At 67.3% G+C, this 21,172-nt stretch carries 13 protein-coding genes; 4 read left to right on the top strand and 9 right to left on the bottom strand.

Features of this window, described 5'->3' with window-relative positions; translation table 11 throughout:
* Window positions 1–127: 127 nt before the first annotated feature.
* A complete protein-coding gene (locus QZM67_RS09330) occupies window positions 128–1,864 on the top strand; it encodes a site-specific integrase (RefSeq protein ID WP_301802034.1) in 1,737 nt (578 codons plus the stop codon).
* A gap of 39 nt (window positions 1,865–1,903) precedes the next feature.
* Here the strand turns inward: QZM67_RS09330 and QZM67_RS09325 are convergent, their stop codons facing one another.
* Window positions 1,904–2,620 carry a DJ-1/PfpI family protein gene (locus QZM67_RS09325; protein ID WP_301802033.1) on the bottom strand — a complete coding sequence of 239 codons (717 nt, stop codon included), beginning with the start codon at window positions 2,618–2,620 and terminating at the stop codon, window positions 1,904–1,906.
* An 84-nt stretch (window positions 2,621–2,704) separates the two neighbouring features.
* Here QZM67_RS09325 and QZM67_RS09320 point away from each other — a divergent pair, with 84 nt between their 5' ends.
* Entirely contained in the window at window positions 2,705–3,637 is a 933-nt protein-coding gene (locus tag QZM67_RS09320) for a GlxA family transcriptional regulator (RefSeq protein ID WP_301802032.1), read from the top strand.
* A gap of 59 nt (window positions 3,638–3,696) precedes the next feature.
* Here QZM67_RS09320 and QZM67_RS09315 read toward each other — a convergent pair whose 3' ends face one another.
* Complete coding sequence (locus QZM67_RS09315; protein ID WP_301802030.1) at window positions 3,697–5,754, bottom strand: SMI1/KNR4 family protein; 2,058 nt, start codon at window positions 5,752–5,754, stop codon at window positions 3,697–3,699.
* Window positions 5,755–6,050: 296 nt separating this feature from the next.
* Here QZM67_RS09315 and QZM67_RS09310 point away from each other — a divergent pair, with 296 nt between their 5' ends.
* Both QZM67_RS09310 and QZM67_RS09305 read left to right on the top strand, forming a co-directional pair.
* Window positions 6,051–6,374: a TfoX/Sxy family protein gene (locus tag QZM67_RS09310; protein ID WP_043192078.1), complete on the top strand. Its 324-nt coding sequence runs from the start codon at window positions 6,051–6,053 to the stop codon at window positions 6,372–6,374.
* 89 nt (window positions 6,375–6,463) lie between these two features.
* Window positions 6,464–7,375, top strand: coding sequence for a hypothetical protein (locus tag QZM67_RS09305; RefSeq protein WP_301802029.1), 912 nt, complete (start codon window positions 6,464–6,466; stop codon window positions 7,373–7,375).
* Window positions 7,376–7,406: 31 nt separating this feature from the next.
* On the opposite strand, the gene QZM67_RS09300 is transcribed toward QZM67_RS09305, so the two are convergent.
* From QZM67_RS09300 to QZM67_RS09270, 7 genes are all read right to left on the bottom strand, one after another.
* The gene (locus tag QZM67_RS09300) at window positions 7,407–8,726 is read right to left on the bottom strand and encodes a hypothetical protein (protein WP_301802028.1); all 1,320 of its coding nucleotides are present in this window, start codon (window positions 8,724–8,726) and stop codon (window positions 7,407–7,409) included.
* Window positions 8,727–8,749: 23 nt separating this feature from the next.
* The gene (locus tag QZM67_RS09295) at window positions 8,750–15,061 is read right to left on the bottom strand and encodes an AAA domain-containing protein (RefSeq protein ID WP_367620438.1); all 6,312 of its coding nucleotides are present in this window, start codon (window positions 15,059–15,061) and stop codon (window positions 8,750–8,752) included.
* A 17-nt stretch (window positions 15,062–15,078) separates the two neighbouring features.
* Window positions 15,079–15,723: a 4Fe-4S single cluster domain-containing protein gene (locus tag QZM67_RS09290; RefSeq protein ID WP_301802026.1), complete on the bottom strand. Its 645-nt coding sequence runs from the start codon at window positions 15,721–15,723 to the stop codon at window positions 15,079–15,081.
* A gap of 3 nt (window positions 15,724–15,726) precedes the next feature.
* Window positions 15,727–17,550, bottom strand: coding sequence for an AAA family ATPase (locus QZM67_RS09285; protein WP_301802025.1), 1,824 nt, complete (start codon window positions 17,548–17,550; stop codon window positions 15,727–15,729).
* Window positions 17,551–17,686: 136 nt separating this feature from the next.
* Window positions 17,687–19,876 carry a DUF4132 domain-containing protein gene (locus QZM67_RS09280; RefSeq protein ID WP_301802024.1) on the bottom strand — a complete coding sequence of 730 codons (2,190 nt, stop codon included), beginning with the start codon at window positions 19,874–19,876 and terminating at the stop codon, window positions 17,687–17,689.
* 56 nt (window positions 19,877–19,932) lie between these two features.
* Window positions 19,933–20,082 (bottom strand): hypothetical protein, encoded by a 150-nt coding sequence (locus tag QZM67_RS09275; RefSeq protein WP_301802021.1) that lies wholly within the window; start codon window positions 20,080–20,082, stop codon window positions 19,933–19,935.
* Window positions 20,075–20,656 (bottom strand): transcriptional regulator, encoded by a 582-nt coding sequence (locus QZM67_RS09270; protein WP_301802019.1) that lies wholly within the window; start codon window positions 20,654–20,656, stop codon window positions 20,075–20,077. The genes QZM67_RS09275 and QZM67_RS09270 overlap by 8 nt, the downstream gene beginning before the upstream one ends.
* Window positions 20,657–21,172: the final 516 nt, after the last annotated feature.

The raw sequence follows: 21,172 nt of genomic DNA, 5'->3' as shown, positions 1-21,172 counted from the left end.
TTTCGATCGATGTGATGTGTCTGAGCGCGAGGCCGGAACGATCCGGTGTCGCGCTGCGTCGCCCGTCGCGCCCGGAACGCGGCGCGCGACGTATCCGGCCGCGCGCGCTTCTGTCAAACTGGCGCCCATGAAACCGCGCCTCGCCTCACCGCCTTCCTCCGATTCCGCGCCTGCGCCCGCAGGCTTTCCCGACGCCGACGAACTGGCCGCGCTGCGTGCGTGGTATGCGGGCATGACCGTGCGCCAGGCCGTCGCGCGCTACCTGCCCGATCGTCTCGGCGAAGGGCGCTCGGCGCGCGGCGTGATCGGCGTCATCCGCCGCCGTCTCGTGCGCGTCGCGCGGCAGGCTGGCCGGCCCGATCTCGCGGAGCAGCTCGGTCATCCTGACGGTGAGCGTTTGCAGGAGGCGAAGGCTGCGGCCGAAGCGATCGGCCTGCTGCGCCATGCGCGCCCGCCGGTCCCGCAGATCAGCGACGACGTCGGCCTGTGGCTGCCCGCGCGCGCGGTCGTCGCGCTGCGTGCGCACGGGATCGCGACGCTGGCCGATCTCACGGTGCGGATTCCGCGCCGGCGCCAGTGGTGGCGTGCGATCGCGGGCCTCGGCATGGCCAGTGCGCGGCACATCGAGGCGTTTTTCGCCGCGCATCCGGCCCTGACCGAACGGGCGCGCGCACTGATCGCGGCGACACCGCGCGGCAGCATCGTGCCGTGGGAGCAGTTGAAGCTGCCGCATGAGGTCGACGGCTCGGCTGGCACGTTCCGCGCGCCGCGCGCGACCAGCACGCTGGATGCGGACAACGATTACGCGGCCGTGCACGCGTGGCTGTCGCTGCACGAATCGGCCGCGACACGGCGTGCGTACCGGAAGGAGGCCGAGCGGCTGATCCTGTGGGCGATCGTCGAACGCGGCCGCGCGCTGTCGTCGCTGACGACCGAGGATGCGGTCGCCTATCGCGCGTTCGTGCGGCGCCCGACGCCGCACGAGCGCTGGGTCGGGCCCGTGCGGCCGCGCGGTGCGCCCGACTGGCGGCCGTTCTCGGGCGCGCTGTCCGCGCGCTCGGCGGCATACACGCTGTCGGTGCTCGGCGCGCTGTTTCGCTGGCTGATCGAGCAGCGCTACCTGCTCGCGAATCCGTTCGCGGGCGTCAAGGTGCGCGACACGCGCGGCGCGAACGCACTCGACACGTCGCATGCGTTCACCGAAGGCGAGTGGCTGCTCGTGCGCACGATCGCCGACGGGCTCGAGTTCCGCAAGGGCACACGCATCGGTGCGCCGCAGTCGGGCTGGACGGCGGCCGCCGCGCAACGGCTGCGCTTCATTCTCGATTTCGGCTATGCGACCGGGCTGCGCGCGAGCGAGCTGGTCGGCGCGACGCTCGGCGACATCGAGACCGATGCGCACGGCGACGCGTGGCTGAAGGTGATCGGCAAGGGCAGCAAGGCCGCGCGCGTCGCGCTGCCGCCGCTCGCACGCACGGGGCTTGACCGTTTTCTGGTCGCACGCCGGTTGCCGGTCACGCCATCGCGCTGGCGGCCCGACACGCCGCTGATCCCGAGCCTCGCGGAAGACGGTGCGGCCGCGATCACGAGCGTGCGGCTGTGGAAGGTGATGCAGCGTTTCTTCGCGCAGACGGCCGATCAAGTCGATGCCGACAATCCCGCGCTTGCGCAGAAGCTGCGGCAGGCGAGCCCGCACTGGATGCGTCATACGCATGCGACGCACGCGTTGGCGCGCGGCGCGGAGTTGACGACCGTGCGCGACAACCTGCGGCATGCGTCGATTTCCACGACGTCGATTTATCTGCATGGTGACGATGTGAAGCGGGCGCGGCAGATGTCGAGCGCGTTCGCAGCCGACAAGTAACGGCGTCGTGCGGGTCGGGCAGGGGCTGCCTGCGCGTCGTCAAGTCGCCTGTCGGCCTGCGTCCGGCGGTGCAAGGTGCTGCGCCGCGCGCGCCACGACCGCATGACGATCGGGCCGCACGCGCTCGAACAGCGCGGACACCGACGCGAGAATGTCCGGTGCGGCCTGCTCGGGACGCCCGCAGTCGAACGGCGGCTCGGGCGCGTACTCGATGCCGAGCTGCACGGCTTGCGCATAGGCCGGGCCGGCGATGTCGGCCATCACCGACAGCGCCATGTCGATGCCGGCGGTGACGCCGCCGCCCGTGATGACCGGGCCGTCACGCACCACGCGGCCGGTGTCGACGATCGCGCCGAACGGCGGCAGCAGGTCGCGCCACGCCCAGTGGCAGGCGGCCCGCCGGCCGTGCAGCAACCCGGCCGCGCCGAGCACCAGCGACCCGCTGCACACGGAGGTAACATAGCGGGCGCCTTGCGCGAGCCGGCGGACTTCGCGAACGAACGCATCGTCGGCGATCGCGTCGATCACGCCGAGCCCGCCCGGCACGCAGACGAGATCGGTGTGTGCGATGTCGGCAAGCCGCTCGACGGCCGCGATGGTCAGGCCGCTGTCCGCGCGAATCGATCCGCCGCGCACGGAGGCCCGGTGAATCCGCGCGCCCGGCAGGCGCCAGAACACCTCGTCCGGGCCGGTGAAATCGAGCTGCGTGACATGATCGAACAACGCGAATACGACGATGAACGGCGTGGTGGCCATCACGATCTCCCGAAGACATGAACGGCCTGTAGGATCGGGCCGCGCGCCGTCCGTCGCAATGTCATTTCTCCCGCACTTTCTGCCATGACCCATCGCGTCGCCATGCTCGTGTATCCCGGCTTCCAGTTGCTCGATGCCGCCGGGCCCGTTGCCGCGTTCGAGATGGCCGACTACGCGCGCACGCCGTATTACGCGATTCGCATCGTCGCGGTGCAGCCGGGGCTGGTTCGCAGTTCGTCGGGCGTGAGCTGGCACGCCGAGCCGCTGCCGGAGGCGGCGGACCTCGATACGTTGCTGGTCGCGGGCGGCGATGGCGTCGATGCGGCGATGGCAGACGACGCGACGTGCGCATTCGTCCGGCGCTGCGCGGCGCGCGGCATCCGCGTCGCGAGTGTCTGTTCGGGCAGCCTGCTGCTGGCCGCGGCCGGCGTGCTGGACGGCCGGCTGGCGACCACGCACTGGGGCTGCGGCGAGCGTTTCGCGCAGGCGTTTCCGCAGGTGCGGCTGGCGCTCGACCGCATCTACGTGAACGACGGGCCGTTCTGGACGAGCGCCGGCATCACGGCCGGCATCGACCTGACGCTCGCGCTGATCGGCGCGGATCGCGGCGAGCGGCTGGCGCGCGCGGTCGCGAAGCGGCTGGTCGTGTACTACCGGCGCCCGGGCGGGCAGTCGCAGTTCTCGGCGCTGATCGAACTCGACAGCGCGCATGGGCGCTTCCAGCCGTTGCTCGACTACATTCGCCGCAATCTCGGTGCGCGCTTGCGCGTGAGCGACCTGGCCGAGCAGGCGTGCATGAGCCCGCGTCAATTCGCGCGGGCGTTCCAGACGGAAACCGGTCTCACGCCGGCCAAGGCCGTCGAGAAACTGCGCGTGGAAGCCGCCCGCGCCGCGCTGGAAAGCGGTGCGGCATCGCTGCAGCGCGTGGCGAACGAGTGCGGGTTCGGCGATACGGAAAACATGCGGCGCAGTTTTCAGCGCTGGCTGGGCGTCGCGCCGTCGACGCTGCGTTCATAGACGGGCGCCGGCGCGATCGGCGACGGGGCGTGACGTGTCGCGCCGCATTCGCCGCCCGCTCAATCGCCGGCCGGATCGTCACGCTCCGCCGCCACGCGCGCGAGCCATTCCGCATAACTCGATGCAACACGTTCACGCCGGTCGTCGTCATGCCAGACCCGGATCACTTGCCCGACCGTGCCGCCTTCGGCGGGATCGAGGTCGACGCACAGATGATTGCCGCTGCCGTCGTGCGTGAACGGAATCCACTTGAGGTTGTACCAGTCGTCGCGGATGCCGGCGGCCGGGTCTGACGTCATGTCGTCGAAGTCGCCACCCGATACCAGTTTCTTCCAGATCGACCATTGCGCGACGATCTCGTGCGCGCTCAGCAATGCGTCGTTTTCGGCGAAGACGGTTGCCGGATCGGCCTGGCCGTCGTGAAGCCGAAGGCTTTCCAGCAGGTCATCCGGCAGCGTCGTGCCCAGCGTGCCGTGCAGTGCGGCGATCGCGTGCGCTGAGGCCGGCCCGTTGAGACCGCCGGGAAGGTGCTTCGGATCGGCGTCGATCCGGTATTCGATGCGTTGCCATGATTCGCGAACGTCGGGGACGGTTGCGTCAGCAACCAATGTGCCGGTACCGGTGCGGGTGTCGGTGGCGGCTGCTTGCGGTGGCAGTGGCGGCGGCGCGTCCGTCGCCGTATCCGGAGGTTTTACCTCGCCGCGACGCGGCGCTTCGTGGCCGGTGCGGTCGAGCCGTACGAACAGGACGGGCGCACCGGCAGGCAGCACCGTTTCCCCGGCCGGGATCGCGACGAGCACCTCGGCGTCGGTCACGGCGCGAATGGGTCCGTCTCCCTGGCATGGCAGCAGGCTGACCCGCGATTCGCCGCGTTCGGCGCCATGCCGAACGCCCCAGCGCATCCCGTTGAGTTCGGCGTCCGGTGCGATATCGTGCGCGGTCAGCGCGGTTTCCCAGTGCGGGCCCGGCGACGCGACATGCTCCAGCGAATCGAGCACGTACCGGACGATCGCATGCATCAATACCGCGACGCCGCTCGTATGGCCCGGCAGGTTGACCAGTACCGCCTGATCGTAGCTGACCTTCGCTTCCGACCTGTAGATGTAGCCGTTCGGCCTCGTATATTCCACCAGCCACTTCTTCGGTGGCGAGCGGTCCATACTGCGTCCGACATTGAATATTCCACCGGGCGTCTGCTTGATCCGGATCGTGTCCCGACTGTTCGGGTACGCCATCTGGCTGTTCAGGCCGCGAATCTGGAATGGATCGCCCGCCGGCAGCCCGGCGCCGACGATCAGGTCGTAGCGCCCGGCCAGTTCGGCCAGTTGTCGCCCGAACGCCTGGTCGTCGCGCCACGCGTCGGCCGACCACGGAACCGCGGAGGGCAGTGGAAGATACTCGACGGCAGGCACGTCATAGCCCCATTGCCGCAGGATCGCGCGGACATACGGGCCGCACGAATCGTAGCGCTGCCACGATTCGCGTACATGGCCAGGCGGCACCACCTCGTAGCCGGCGATCACGATGCCGATGCGCGGCCGCTTCGTAACGGCCACCTCGCGCACGCCCGCCGCAATCAGCGCCGCCTGCCGCGCCGGCGTAATCCGCAGACCCTTCTCGAGCAGCACGTCTCCTTTCCGGTATTCGCTGCCGGCGGCGATCACGTGCTGGCCGGGCGCATACGGCGCGCGAAACCGCAGGTATGCGCCCACGTCTGCGCTGGCGCAGCGATGGGTGGACGTCGGCGCAAGGGTGTCGGCGTGCTCCGGCATCGTCACGTAGGCCGGGATGCTGGCCGCGTGGCCGGGCGCGAGCGCGCGGGCGGCCGGGCTCGCCGTTCGCGACGCCAGATAGCCCAGCGAGCGTTCGCAGTCGAGATCGACCGGTTCGCGATGCGTCGCGCGAGCCGTGTCGGATGCGCGCAGCGCATAGCCGTCGCACGCGGCAAGCGGAACGGATGGCACATCGTCCGGAGCGATGACGTCGACCGCGGTGACGCGCGACACGGCGTCGTCGATCGCGACCGTCTCGCTCAGCATCGCGCCCGGGACGAGTTGGCGGCAATAGTGCTCATAGACCTGCTTGAGCCACGCGGGGAAGGGGGCAGGTACGCTCATCGGGTTCCTTGTATCGACGCTTCGGGGCGCACGGCGATCCGGTCGGGTGGCCCGTGCCGCTCTCCCGGCACATCGGCGAAGCCAGTTTTTTGTGAAGCGTCATTGGACGATTCATCGAGACGTCATGTAACTGTCAGGGATGTCAGGGATGTCAGGGCGCGGTGGGCGTCGAAGGCCCGCCCGTGCCTGAATGCGCGTTGCTGTGACGCAGGGATGACGCGCCGCAGCGTATCTGCCCAACAAGCGGAACGGTCTGGTGCACACTGCGGTCTTAAACTTTTTGCAAGGAGCGGCAGATGGCATCGAGCCAAAGCACAGTCGATTTCATCGTCGAGCAGATGGCGGCGGCCGGTACGGTCTCGGCACGGAAGATGTTCGGCGAATACGGTATCTACTGCGACGGCAAGATGGCCGCGCTCGTCTGCGACGATCGGCTGTTCGTCAAGCCGACACCCGAAGGCCGCGCGTTTCTCGGCGCCTGCGAAGAAGGTTCGCCGTATCCGGGCGCGAAGCCGCACCTCGTCATCTCCGGCGAGCGCTGGGACGATCGCGAATGGCTGTCGGCGCTGATCCGGATCACCGCCGCGCAGTTGCCGGTGCCGGTGAAGCGGAGCCGATAGCGGCCCCTTCGCGTGCAATGTTGCGCTGCGGCCAGGCGTATTCTGTGAAACATGTGCGCGACCATCGCGCGCCAGGCGGGAGCACAAGAATGAAGACATCCGGAGATCCGCGCCGCACGTGGCTGGCTCGCCGCGCGTGGCACGCGCTTGCTGCGGCCCTGTGCGTTGGCTGGAGCGCGCTGTCGTTCGGCGCGGACGATGCGGCGACGCTGCTCGACCGTTACCGCAGCCTCGGCCCGCAACTGAAGGACAACGCGTTTCACCGGCCGCTGGTTCTCGAATCGGCGGAAGCGTCGTCGTCGCTGAAGGGCGACATCTACGCGGTGGTCGATTATCCGTACGCGGTCGTCAGCAGCCAGCTCGACGAGCCTGCGCAGGGCCCCGCGAACTGGTGCGCGGTGCTGATCCTGCACCTGAACACGAAGTATTGCCACGCGTCGAGCGGCAGCAACGGCCCGGTGCTCGACGTGAACCTCGGCCGCAAAATCCAGCAGAAGCTGTCGGACACCTATCGCGTACAGTTCCGCTATCGCGTGGCGGCCGCGACACCCGACTATTTCCAGGTCGACCTGACCGCCGACAGCGGCCCGATGGGCACGAAGGATTACCGGATCGCGCTGGAGGCCATTCCGGTCGGCGCGTCGCGCACGTTCCTGCATCTCACGTATTCGTATGGCTTCGGCACGGTCGGCCGCATGGCGATGAAGACTTACCTCGCGACCGTCGGCAGCGACAAGGTCGGCTTCACGACCGTCAGCGGCGCATCGGCCGCGCAGCCGCAGTACATCGGCGGTGTGCGCGGGCTGCTGGAGCGCAACACGATGCGCTACTACCTCGCGATCGACACGTATCTCGCGACGCTCGACAAGCCGCTCGACCAGCGCCTTGCGCGCTGGTTCGATGCGACCGAGCAGTATCCGCAGCAACTGCACGAGGTCGAGCGCGGCGCCTATCTGCAGATGAAAGCGCAGGAGGTGCAGCGGCAGCAGGCGGCGCGGTAGGCGGTGCGCGGAAAACGCTCTCCCGCACGACTTACTTCAGCGTGCGCATCGCCACTCCCGTGCCGGACGGTTGGGCGAGTTCGGCAACCACCTTGAGCGGTACCTCGCCCACCCCCATCGCACGTTCGATCAGCAAGTCGTCGCCATGTTGGGCCAGCAACGCCTGCAACCGGCCGAACTCGCCACACCAGAGCGTTTCGACATCCTTGTCGCGGGCAACGTCGCGATTCGCGACGAGGGAAACGGCCCGAACCTGCAGGCGGCCGGCTTGCGCCTGACCGCCGACTTCGACGCCATAATCCGGCAGCGAGGGTTTCTTGACGACGACCCGGCCGTCCTTCGCCCATGCGGTCGTCATGCCCTCATGCACTTCGTAGCCGAGTCGCGCCAGGCCATTCAGGATCGCGTTGCGCCGCGCCTCCGCTGCCTGTTGCTGCCGCACCTGCGCGATCAGGTCCTGCCCGGTTCGGGTCAACTCGGCCACGACGTCCGGTGACGTGGCGATATCGCACTGTCGAGCGCATTCGACAAAATTCGCCGCGTCTGCCGTGTGGCAAGCCCGAATCTCCGCCGTCAGTTCTTCCAGTGCCGCGATCGCCGCGCGACGTGCGCGAGCGGCCTCGATTGCACTTGACAGGTCGAGGATCAGGCTGTCGAGCAACAGGTGCTTGCGCGCGTCGTTCACCTCGTCTTCGAGCGTATCCAGTCTCGACGAGAATCCGGCAACGGCTTGCGGGTCCAGAAATACCCGTGCTTCTCCGATCTGTCGATCGAGACGGTCGATCGACGGATCGCGAGACGCCGCCCGTTGCGCGGCCTTCCAGGTCTCGAAGTCCGCCGACTGTTCGGCGGGCATCAGGCGATTCGCCAGCGCCCGTTGCGCATCGTTGAGTGTGCGTCCCGCAGCCGGCGTCAGAAGGGCGAACCCTTGCGCGAGCAGCGCATCGGCATGCTCGAGCAGATCGCCCGAGCGCAGGCGATCAAGCTGGCCATGAAGCTCAGCCGGTATCTCGATCCCTTTCGCTTCCAGCGCGCCGAGCAAGGTCGTCGCGCTGTACCGTCCTTGCCGCCGGCGTTTCTCTGCCTGCTCTGCGTGCTCGACGGCCACCTGTTGACGCCGGGCGAGATCCGCCTTCAGGAAAGCAATCTCGTCGGGCACTTTCTTCTGCAACTCCATGAACGCGTCGGCGGCGATCAATGCGGCCAGCGCTTCACGTCGAGCCCGAGTTGCCGCGATCGCTTCGTCCGACAGCGCGCCGGTACGTCGGCCTTCGGCAATCCATGTGGCGATGGCCTGGTCGAGGCGCTGCAGATGTCCGTCGCAGATCGCGACGATTTCCTCGCGCGTCACGATCCGGACGACTTTCGGGCCGCTCATGCCATCACCTCCTGGTTCAGTGCCTGCGCGACGGCTGCCTTCAGGCGAGCCTTCTCTGTCTCCGGTGCGTGGTACCAGGCTTGCGACGAGACGCGATGCAGCGTCGGAATGGCGCGTCCCAGCACGGACGGCCGCCAGATTTCCCGGGCACGCGCATGTTCGAGCAGGGGATGACGTGGCGCATCGCATTCGATGCCGATCGCATAAAGACCGGTTTCCGGATCCGCGATCGCAAAATCAAGCCCGAAGGCGTCGCCTTCCTGGGCGGGCACCGGTGACAGGCCGAGTCCCCTCAGATAAGCCTGCACATCTTCCGCGAAGCCGTCGACGACACCCGTCTGCTGCAACTTCGCATGCGCCCGTTCGCTGCTCATGCGGCCAAGCAATGCGCGGCCGGCGGGCAGTTCACCGTTCGACATCGCGCGTGCGTATTCCATATAACCCTGAAGATAATCGCGCGGAATCGCGGGCTTGCGCTGCGTCGTGAGCATGTCGGAGATCTCACGGATCGGCATCGACGTGATGAGCACGACTTTATGGCGCGCACGCGTCACGGCCACGTTGAGGCGTCGCTCGCCACCGCTTTGGCCCAGCACGCCAAACATGCGCCGGAAGGTGCCCTGGCCGTTGCGCCCGAAGGTCGTGGAGAAGACGATGATGTCGCGTTCGTCCCCCTGGACGTTCTCGACGTTCTTCACGAATACGGCCATGTCCTCACCGCGATCGGTTCGCTCGAGTTCCTCGCGATACGCGTCGCGGAATGCTTCATCCTCTTCCGCGCGCTGCTCCAGGCGCTCCAGGATGAGGTCGGCTTGCTTGCGGTTGAACGTGACCACGCCGACGGACGGGCGCTGTGCGTAAGGCTGTTGCCACAGTTGCGCCAGATAGGCGACCACGCGATCCGCTTCGTCGCTGTTGGTCTGCTGCGCGTAAAGACCATTCACCTGGACGAGTTCGAGCGGCTTCACCTCGCGCACCGTGGCATCCGGATGGCGGACCGGCACACTGAGGTTGTTCTCGTAGAACGCGGCGTTTGAATAGCCGATCAGCTCTCGATACGCCGAACGATAGTGGATCTGCAGCGTCGACACGGGCAGTGCGCTCCGTGCCAGTTGCAGCACGTCAGGGCAGTCCTTGATTTCGCGTCGGTTCCAGGTGTCCTCGAAGCGCTCGCGTTCGTCTTCCGTCGCGGCCTCGTCGGGTTGCTCGCCGTCGAAGATGTCCGTCTCGTCGCTATCCGCCCGGCTCGAAAAGAACGCCGTCGGCGGCATTTGCTTCTCGTCGCCGCTGACGATCGACAAGTTACCGCGGAACAGCGTCGGAATCGCGTATTCCACCGGCATCTGCGAGGCCTCGTCGTAGACGACGGAATCGAACAGCCCCGATTTCAGCGGCAGTACGCGGCTCGCGACATCGGGGTTCATCAGCCACACCGGTCGCAGCGCCATCAGGCCCAGCCCCGTCCCGAGTTCGATGAATTCGCGCAGACGCCTGGAGCGCCGGCCGGTCAAACGCGTCACGTCCTCCCAATCGCGCGCCGAACCCAGTCGGCCGTGGTCGATGCCGTTGCGAAGCATCTCGCGGTTCAGGCGCCGCATTTCCCCGTCGGCGGCCGCGAGTGCTTCGATCTTGGCGGCCGTTTCGCTCTGGTCGAGCAGCAATTCGGGATGGTCCTGCTCCATGCGCCGCTTCCATCCGAGCCGCGCCTCGCGGTTGATCATGCGCCGCACGGCGTCGTCGAGGCGTTCAGGCGGCAGACGCGTCAGCGCGTCTTCGTGGTCGCGCATGATCGCAAACACGTCGAGTGCGTCGGCGGTGACATGCCGTGCCCGGGTGCGGAACTGCTGATAGGCGGCGAGCGTCGGCAACGCATCGCCGATTCGGTTCAACGGCGCCTGATAACTGATGTTGTCGGCAATGGTCTGCCGACAGGCGGTGACGAGTTCTGCCGAGAGCCATTCATCGAGCGGCCTCAGCGCCCGCAGACTATGCTGGCGCGCGCTGTGCCGCACGAACGCGGTCTCGAAACCGTCGAGCAACTGTTCGACGGGCGCCCGATCGCCGGTCATCACGGCCGAGTCGAATTCGTCGCCGCGTGGCGCGATCGCCAGATGCTGCGCGAGTTCGCGGATGTCTTCGAGCTGGCGCAGGCGGGTCAGGCAGGCATCGGCGAGCGTCGGCCCGCACGCGGGCTCGACCGTCTCGAGATGCAATGCCCGGCTGATCGTGTTCAATGTGTCGCGCAGCGGCCGCCAGGTTGTTTCGAGCCGGCTGGCGGCCAGCAGCTTGCGGAGCGTTTCGTCGGTCGCGGGCGCGCCGCAGCCGGTGACGAACTTCATCAGGCGGCCACGCCGCAGATACGTGACCGGGTTAAGGCGGCGCAAGAGAGACGGGGCGCGAGTCGCCAACGCCGCCTGGGCCTCGAGCTTGCGGAGCGCGGAATCCGGCAGGTGCGCGACGGCAGCCGACAGCACCGCATCGAAGCCGCTGGTCTCGACGGCCAACAGATCGCGATGCAGGGTGCCGAGCGCCGAGTAATACCGATGACCTTCCGCATCGGCATGGTCGGCCGGTCGGAACAAGGGCAGCCATTGAGCCAGCCGTTTGCGTTGTGTCTCGTCCAGCGCGACGAGGCGGCCGGCGTTGGCATCGAGCCAGGCCCGATACGGGGCGGGGTCGTCGACATCGAAGCGCGCGGGATGCGCGGCGAGCGTCTCGATGCGCAGGCGCTCCGCATCGCGGAAATCCGCGAAGATCGTGTTGAACGCGTCGAGCGTGGCGGCATCGGTCGCGAACGACTTCAATTGCGCCAGCGGGCTGCCCTCGAACTTCGACGGCAGCCAGTAGCGGGCGAGCGGTGCGCAGTGTTCTTCCAGCGTGGTCAGTGCCGAAATATCGAGCGTGGCAAGCCGGGTACGCAACTGCGGCACGCTGACCGGCGGCGTGCCGGCTTCGAGCCGGATCAGTTCGCCGAGCAGCGCCCGATAGCTGAGGCCGGTCGATGCGTCGACGCGATGCAGCGCGGCATGCTGGCGATCGAGTTCGCCCTCGAGGGCCTCGATTCTCGCGGCCATGCGTTCACGCTGGCGTATCAAACCGGGGTCGAACGCGGCACCGCGAAAGATCGCATCCAGTTGTTCGCGGACGGCGCGAATCGTCGGCTCGCGGTCCTTGTTGACGTCGTTGAGCATCACGATGCGATCGCCCAGGCCTTCCGCGACGAGACGCTTGCGAACGACTTCCAGCGCGGCATGCTTCTGGCAGACGATCAGCAGGCTCCGGCCTTGTCCGATCGCGTCGGCGACCATGTTGACGATCGTCTGGCTCTTGCCGGTACCGGGTGGCCCTTCGACCAGCAGGCCGGGGCCCTGACGGGCCTGCAGGATAGCCGCTTCCTGCGACGGATCGCTTGCCACCGTCAGGAATCGGCCGAGCTCGGTCGACGTAGCCTCGGACGCGTCGTAGTCGGATTTGTCCTTGAGCCGCAGCATCGATTCGAGCGCCGTGCCGGAAGGCGACAATTGCTTGAGCTGGCGCAGATCCTCGCCGATGGCCTGGCCGGCGAAGTCGACGTGAAACAGCACGCCGGCGCAGGCGAGGCGCGTCGCGCCGGCGGGCACGTCGAGGGTCGGCAGCGGCAGCGCACCGAGTTTGCGGCTTTCCACGTCGGCCAGCAGGCCGAAAGCATCGACCACGTCGGCCGCTTTCAACGCGGAACGTCCGAGCACCTCGTCGGCTGCGACACGCCATGCCTTGACGGCCTCGCGTCCCAGCAGGCCCTCGAGTGCCGGGTTCAGGCGAACCTCCTCGCGCTCGCCGTCGAAAGCCATCGCCACCTGGCGTCGCGTGCCGAGCTCCATCAGCAGTTTGACCGGCCACAACAGGACGGGGGCGATGCGAGGGCGCGTCGTGCTGCGATGATCCTTGTAAAGCAGGAACGGGAAGCCGAGATAGAGGCCGTCGATGCCGGTATCCCGCTTGTAGAGCGAGGTCTGCCGGTACAGCGTGTTCAACCGGCCTTCGAGCGTTCCGCTTGCACCGAACACGGCCGGGTCCACCGGTACCGTCTGTACATTGCGCTGGAGCAGATGGTCGAGGAGCGCGGTGCTGGCGAATCGCTCACCGTTCAGTTCGTGGAGATCGACCCGCCCCGTGGTCTTGCCGATGGTCATCCGTACCAGCGGACCGCGCAATACGGTCGTGGCGACTTTCTTCTCGAAGAAGTCGAGGATCTGCGACACGTATTGCTGCTTCTGCGGTTCCAGCCACTGCTCGGCGGGCACCGACAACAGAACGACGACTTCGTGCAGGGGCAAGCGACGTTCCAGCCGGAACTGCTCCGCCCATTCATCGACGGTCGGGTTGCCGGTTCGCGCGAATCCGGCGATCCGGTCGTCGACGGCATGGAACAGGTCGACGCGCGGCAGCGCAAGCGCGATCCGGGCAGCCTGGCGATCGAAGACCAGAATCTGCTCTCGTTCCGCGAGGGCCGCCGCCTGGTCGAGGATCTCGTCGACCGGGCGAAACTGTGAAATGGCCGCGCTCAACAGAACGATCAGGTCTTCCTCGCTGAGGACGCGGCGTTCCGACAGCGACAGCAGGCCGTGATGATCGGAATCCGGCAACAACAGGCGCCGTTCTTCCCATTGCGCGGCCAATTGGGCACGCGACGTGGAAAGCAGCGCGATGCGCACCAGGTCTTCGTTCAGTTCGATGCCAAGATACGCAGCCCGGTGTCGTACTTCATCGGCTCGAGCGCGTAGCCTGGACAGCCAGCTTTCCGTTCCCAGCCGCTCCAGGAACGTCGGCACCGGCCCGGTCACCAGGTCGTAACCTTCCAACGGGTTGTGCAGCAACCAGCCGGGCGTGACGATGTCGCCGCGCAGAATGAGCGGCATGTCGGGATTCAACAGCTTGAGCGCGATCATCAGGCGGCCCTCGTCATCGACGCCGTCGAGTTGCGCAACCTGACGCAGGCCGGCCAGCACTTTCGCACCGGCACCGGCTTGTTCCGCCCATGTCAGGACAACGCCGCGATTCAGGTGATCGCGCGCCGCTTCCCAGTTCTCGCGCTCCGCCGCGGCGAGCGCGAAGATCGCCGGCTTGCGATATTGGCGGGCGCCCAACGCGATGCTGGCGCCTTCGTCGCCATCGGAATCGATCGTCGCCGCCGACGGTGCATCGACCGGTTTGCCGTCCAGCCAGGCCTTGACTTGCGGCCATTGCCAGCGTTGATGTCGGTCACGCGCGAGCAGGCCTCGCAGCAAAAGGTGAAGCGAGGGATCCAGATCGTCCGGTAACGTGACGCCGTTGGCCAGCACGTGAATCAGAAACGCGCGCGGATTGATGCCCTCGAAGCAGCGGCCGTCCGTCAACTGCTCGAGCAGGATCATGCCGAGGCTCCACCAGTCGGATGCCGCGGCGACACCGCCCGCAATGGCCTCGGGCGCCATATAGCGCGTCGTTTCGAGCGGCGAGACGATATCGAGATCGAATTCGGACAGCCGCGCCGAACCGAAGCCGCTGATGACGAGGTCCAGCGGTTCGCGGCTGCGCACCAGCAGCGTGCCGGGCCGCAGGTCCCGATGCCGAAGCCCCACGTCCGAAAATGCCTGCAGGGCCTGGCCCAGTTCATCGACCACCCGGCGGATCGTCGCGCGATCGCGGACGGCCACGCCGAGATCCGCCAGCGTCCCGCCGCTCATCTCCTCGGCGACTTCGTACGCACGTTGATCCCAGCGTCCGGTAGCGATGATCTCCGGAACGTGCTCGCGCGGCAGGCGGCGCACCACATCGTAGACGGCCGGGTCCGGTTCCGCGCCCGGCCGATACAGCGTCAGCACGGCCTGCCTGCCGGTCCCGTCCTGCTGGGCCACATAGCGTTCGCGCACGCCGTCCGTGCTGGAAATCTGGCGCAACAACCGCCAGCCGTCGATCCGCGTTTCTTCGACGGGCGGCGGCGCGTCCTCCGCCGAGCTGCCGGCAGGAGCCTCGTCGCCGGCGCCGAGCCGCTGTGCGTCGGCGGGCATGGCCGGATCCGCGCCGCATTCGAGGCACATGAGGTCGCCGTCGTTCATCGGATGGCCGTTCGTGCACGACAACGAGGGCGGCACGGCGGATCCGGGTGCGTCCGCAGCCACTTGCTGGCTGACCGTCTCGACCGTGACCACATCCTGGGGGCGCCAGCCGTTCGCCCGGATCGGTACGCCTGACAAGTCCCAGTTGCAAACGGCATCGCCGACCGTGCCGGCACAGTACCACTCGTCCACCGACCGCTCGGTTCGGCAATTCGGGCAAAAACGCATCATGGCTGACATTTCCTGTCTTATCTGTTTCTCGCCTTGTCGGCACTGATCCGGACGTGATGCCCCTGATCGGTCAATAGGTCTCTCAATCGATGAAAATCGTCCCGGCCCGGTATCCCCGCGAACCAGACGCTACCGTCCTCGTCGAACATGACGTCCAGGGCCTTGCCGGTGTGCCGAGGCGCGTGTTCGTACTGTGCAAAACGCGCGTGGCCAAGTGCCGTCAGGCAATGTAATCGCTGGTTGTCGCTGCCGCGCAGCGTGTGTGTCTGCGGCGCGTCGATGTCGAACGGATCGGAGATCAGCGCATCGATCAGGCCGTCGGCGCGTGCCAGCGTATCGTCCAGCGATTCGATCGGGTGGCCGCTGTAGACGAGGATGTCGCCTGCCGACAGTTGCCGCAGGCCATGCAGGAGCGCAATCAGCGCATCGGGCTGATCGAACGGCTCGCCGCCCGAGATCGTGATGCCGGTAGCGTCGGGCAACCAGGTTCGGACCTGCGCCAACAGCGCATCGACGGTGGTTTCGCCCCCGGCGTGCGCCCAGGTATCCATCGAAATGCAGCCCGGGCATCGGATCGTGCAACCTTGAAACCAGATGCCGATCCGCTGCCCCGGCCCGAGCGTCGTCACGGGAAAGTGCAGGCGCGAAACGCGGATGTCCATGGCCTACTGCTTTTGCAACTGGAACGCACCCGAGTCGATGCCCGAGATGACGAAGCGATCGCCGGCGCTCGCATCCTGATCGAACAGGCCGCGTGCCAGCGGGTTGAGCAGATGCGCTTCGATCTGGTTTCGGATGCCGCGGCCGCCGTTGGATAGATCGCCGAGGCATCGCGCCTGGAGCGCGATCCTGGAACTGGCGTCCAGGTCGACGGCGATACCCTGGGAGGCGACGTCGTCGAGCACGGCACGAACCATCTGCTCGAAGATCTCCGTCGCGACATCCTCGCGGATGAAGTCGAAGACGATGATGTTTTCGCCGATGCGGTTCAGGATTTCGGGCCGGTTCAGGACCAGCTTGAAATGCTGCTGGATTTCCCCGAGCACCTTCTTCTGGATGTCCGCAAAGTCGTTTCCCGGCTGGATATTCGCCACGCGCTGACCCGATTCGTCCTGGCGGTAAATGCCGAGGTTCGACGTGAAAACGATCAACGCTTCGGAAAAGTACACGCGGTCGCCGCGCCCTGACGTCAGCACGCCGTCATCGAGGATTTGCAGAAACTTGTCGAGAATGCGCGGATGCGCTTTTTCGATTTCGTCGAAGAGCACCACGCTGAACGGGCGTTCGCGAATCGCATTCGTCAATTCTCCGCCGACGTCGTAGCCGACGTAGCCGGGCGGCGCGCCGATGAGGCGCTGGTCGGCATGTTCCGCGCTGAATTCCGACATGTCGAAGCGGATGTACGCGCTTTCGTCACCGAACAGCAGGCTCGTGATCGTCTTGGCGAGTTCGGTTTTCCCGACGCCGGTCGGGCCGGCGAGGAATGCGACACCGCGCGGCCGGTTGCCTTTCCGCTGAGAACCCACCCCCGTCATCGCGCGCTTGACGAGGTCGAGCATGTGCGTGACTGCGTGCGTTTGCCCTTTGACGCGGCGGCGAATGAACGCGTCGGCGTGACGGATCTTGTCGCGGTCGATTTGCTGCCACGGATCCTCGGTGACGCCCACTTTATAACGCCGCACGGCGTCGGCAATTTTATCGAGGGGCACCTGCTCGACGCGGGCGAGCGTGGCGATCGCGTTCATATCGGCGAGCAGCAATCCCTCGGAACCGTCGACGAACGCGGACGCCGCGTCGGCAAGATGGTCCGGCGTCGCGGCCTGGGCACCGGGTACGCCGCGCAGCAATGCACCGGCCAACGCACGACGGGCGGCACTGTCGGGTTTCGACACGGGAATATGCCGGATGCGCGGATTGTCGATCAGCAACCAGTCCGGCAGATCGCCTTCCTTGTCGACGATCCAGATCACGGTATTGAAAAACGGACGTCGCAGTTCTCCCGCGGGGCGGGGGGCCGCCATATGCGCCAGCACCAGTGCGCGCGTGAACAGCGTGTGCTCGGCCGGGTTCAGCGTTTCGGCGCGAATCGCCAGTCGGGAAGCAAAATCGACGACGAGGGCAATCGGCGGGCCGGGCAGCGCGACCAGGCGTTCAACGCATGCGGTGAGCGCATCGATGCCGCCCGGCGCCGTGCCGTCGACCGGTGTCAGGCCGAGACGTCGCAGGGTTTCATCGGCAGGCTCCGTGGGCGACACCCGGCTGTCGGGCACCGTGAAGCCGGAAATCGGATTCCAGACGACGAGCTGCGCATAACCCGCCTCGCGAAGATTGTCGCCGAGCGTATTCACCAGCGACTGCGCCGTCACCACTTCGGGGGCAACTTCACAGGCCTGTAAATCGCGGACGTTTCCCGACAGCACGAACTGGCTTTTCAACGGGAGGAAACGCAGCAGATCCCGTAACCATCTGGGTTTGACGTAGGCAGGCATGTCGTGATGGCGCGCAAAGAAAGCGAAAGCAAAACGTTATCACAGCCACTCGACCGATATATACCGAACGAATAGGGCTGCCGGAAACGACTCGATTTATTGATAGGCGCCGGGAAATGAATCTCGACGGCCCTATTCATTTTCCGGTTGCGCCCAGCAGCCCCGCGACGACGTCGACGATCCGCTGCAGCAACGCTTCGTCATAAGGCAGCCACGGCACCGCGCGCAGCGGCGACGGCGGCGGCTCGATCGCGGGTTCGACGGGTGCGCCGTCGCGCGTCACGCGCCCGGTCGCGCAATGTACCGACCACGCGCCGACCCGCACGTGGCGTTCGTCGAGCGTCATCCGGCCTTGCGCGATCGGTTCGGCGAACACGAGCGCGAGCACCTGCTTGCGATGCCGCGCCATCGTGCCGAGCGGCAAGCCGGACAGCCCGTGCAGGCGCTGTTCGCGCTCGTTCCGCGCGGCGCGCTGGCGCACCGGGTCCGCCAGCGTGTCGGCCGCGCGCGTTGCTTCGTCGTCGAGCGCAAATGCGGCGACGCTGACAAGCAGGTCGACCGCGCGCGCCACTTCCGAGAACACGACGGGATCGATTTCGCCGATCGGCGCGGCGATCCAGCGCCGCTCGCGCCTGCGCTCGACGTGCAGCCTGCCCGACGTGCCCTGGCCGTCCGTGCCGGGAAAGAGCCGCGCGGCGACGCTGAAGGTCGCGCGCACGTCGCCGAACTCGCGCGCGAGGCCGTCGTCGTACGCGCGGATCGACCAGCCTTCGCGGCGTGCGACGCCGATCAGCGGGCGGCTTGCGAGGACATGACCTTCGAACATCGCGGAATGACTGGCCGCGGCGTCTTCGTCGGCTGGCACGTAGAACTCGCGGAACGCCTGCCGAACGGGTTGCCGGATCGCACGGCCGACGATCGCGCGCTGCCACGCGAGCCGCTCGTCCGCATCGGCCAGCAGCGGATGCCAGAGCCGGATCTCGCTGTCGGCGTCGAGTTCGCACGCCGCGCCGGCGGCGTCGCGCAGCACGACCTTGCCTTTCGCGACGTCGGGCATGAACGAGACCGTCGCGCCGTCGCGCGCGCGTGCCTGCCAGATCATGCGGGTCGAGAACGCGGCGCCGGCCGGCGCATCGACGAGGCGCTCGCGCCATTCGGCATGGCCCAGCGTCATCGACTGCCAGAAACCCGCTTCCATGCAGGTGGCGAGCATCGTGAGCTGCTTCTTGTCGGGTTTCGCGTCGAGCGTCATGCGCAGCGCCGTGTGCGGCCGCTCGCCGAGCGCGCGTTCGGCGGGCTTCAGGTTGCGCGCGAGCTTCTTCTGCACGCCCGCGTGACGTACGGTGGCCAGCGCATCGCGCAGCGCACGCAGGCTCTCGGGTGTCGGGATCGTCTCGACCGCATGGCCGAGCGCGATTGCAAGCGATTGCGACGGCGCGGTTTTCGCGGCGGTCGGCGCGACGCACACGCCGGTCAGCAGCGGCCCGATCAGCGGGGGGAGCCACGGGGCGTCGCGATAGGCCGCGACGCGCGCCGCGCGCGCGACGACCTGCGCGTCGTCGGTCGTAAACGCGCGATCGGCCTGATAGGGGACGTCGCCCGCGTGAATCGCGGCGACGTGCCGCGCGGCTTCGGTCAGCGTGTCGCGCGCGAAGTCGACGTAAGCGGGCTCCTCCGCGAGCGTGGCGGCCGGATCGTCGGCATTGAACCACAGCCGCTTCGGCGCGAAATAACCGTCGTTCGTGGCGGCCAGCGCGAGCAGCGCGGCCGGCCCGAGTTCGGGCAGCACGTCGAGCTCGCGCACGCGCGCCGGTGAATCGGCATTCAACTGCGCATACGCGTCGCGCAAGGCCGTGATGTCGCGCCGGCCGGCGAACGAGAGGAGGGCATATTTTCCGTACGCGGAGAGTCTTTGCAGGCCGTCGTTCTGCGGTTCGTCGAGGATGCGCGCGAGTTCGGCCTGCAGCGATGGCGCGGGCAGCGCGTCGAGACACGACAGTTCCTGCAACGCGCGCTGCCACGCGCCGGCCGGAATGTCGCGGAACAGTTCGAGCGCGGCCTCGGCATCGACGAGCGGCGCGAGATCGAGCGCGTCGATCTGCGCGCGCAGCCAGCGCGCGAATGTGGCGCGCGGATCGTCGTAGGCGTAGTCGTGCTGCGCGACGCGTTCCTCGGTGCGGCGCAGCGCGGGCCACACCGCGCCGAGCGCATGCGCGTCGAGCGTCGACAGGTCGGGCGGCGCACCGGTGAAGCGCGGGTGGTCGGCGGTGCCGGTCAGCCGCTCGACGAGCTGGGCGACGACAGGCGGGTGGACGGATTCGGTCATGATGTTGGGTGGCCCTCGCGTGGCGGCATCGGATCGGCGTCGGTGGTGTCGTGGCGTCAGCGCGGCCGCAGCCGCTCGACCCTCTCGTGGATGACGATAGGGCGGATCGCGCGCAGCAGATGCATCTCGCCGCCGAGCGTCGCTGTGAGTTCGGGGTGGGCAGTCTTCATCGCGTCGATGGCGGCGACGAGGGTGCGCTCAGTCATGCGACGCCTCCTCGCCGGCGGGGCGCGCGTGGTCGGGCACAGCTTCACCGGCGTCTGCCAGCACGCGGCGCGCGATCTCGATTGCGCGGGCCGCGGCCTGGCGGCCGGCGTCGGTCGTCCTGATCCGCGGGCGGCGGGTATCGTCCGTACCCGCAACGGATGCTTCGACAGGCGACAGCACGAGACGCGCGGCCGCGAGCACGCGCGCGGCCGCACGAGCGGGCGGCGCGGTTTCGGCGGCCGGGGCCGTGCGCGCGGCGTCCGCGCGCAGCAGCAGGCGCTCGGCCGCGCGTCGTGCACGAACGCCGGCCCGACGGCTCGCGCGCGCCGACTGGCGCTCGAGCAGTTCTTCGCTGGCGTCGGGGATGTCGACGACGACCTGCACGCCGAGCCCCTGCAGGATCTGGAACACCTTGCCCCACTGAATGGTGTCCGCGCCGCGCTCGGCCTTGACCATGAACGACTCGCTGACGCCGACGCTGCCGGCCGCGTCGTCCTGGCGTAGTTGCTGCACTTTCCGCGCGGCGCGGATCACGCCGCCGATGTCGGATGCCTGTTCGATCGTGTATCGCATGGTTGAGCCCCGCCACCGTTGCCGGCGTGGCAGGATGAAAACTGTAAGATCGAACAGTATTGCATCTCGATGGAAGCATTCAAGAGAAAACCGTTCGCTCGACGAGTTTGGGCTCGTTGGCGACGGTGTCGAAAGAATAACTGTTAGATCGAACCGTTTCACTTCCGAATTGCCGGCAACGTGTACCGACCGTCCCGCGGCCGCAGGGCGCATTCGCGGTTCGTGGTCGTGCCTTCCCTGAAAGCCACGCGCTCCGTCCGGCGCCGCTGCGCGCGATTCGCCGCCATCGCGGCCCATTCATAAGACGTACAGTTTTCCTGTCGTGCGCGATTCGCGCCGAACTGTACTCTTGTTCGCGTGATCGATGTGTGTACTCGTCGCAAACTGTTCTGCTCTTAAGATTCCATCATCAAGTGCACAGTGCCGCAGATCCAGTCGTACCGGAACGCTGTCGGCGCATCTTCAAGAGAGAGCCAGTGCGATGGAAAAGGCAAAACCGGAGGGAAAGATCAGGAA

This window comes from Burkholderia sp. AU45251 (assembly GCF_030482905.1).
In the GTDB taxonomy this organism is placed as follows: domain Bacteria; phylum Pseudomonadota; class Gammaproteobacteria; order Burkholderiales; family Burkholderiaceae; genus Burkholderia; species Burkholderia aenigmatica.
Note: the sequence above shows the minus strand (reverse complement) of the source record. Positions and strands in the feature narration are given on the sequence as shown.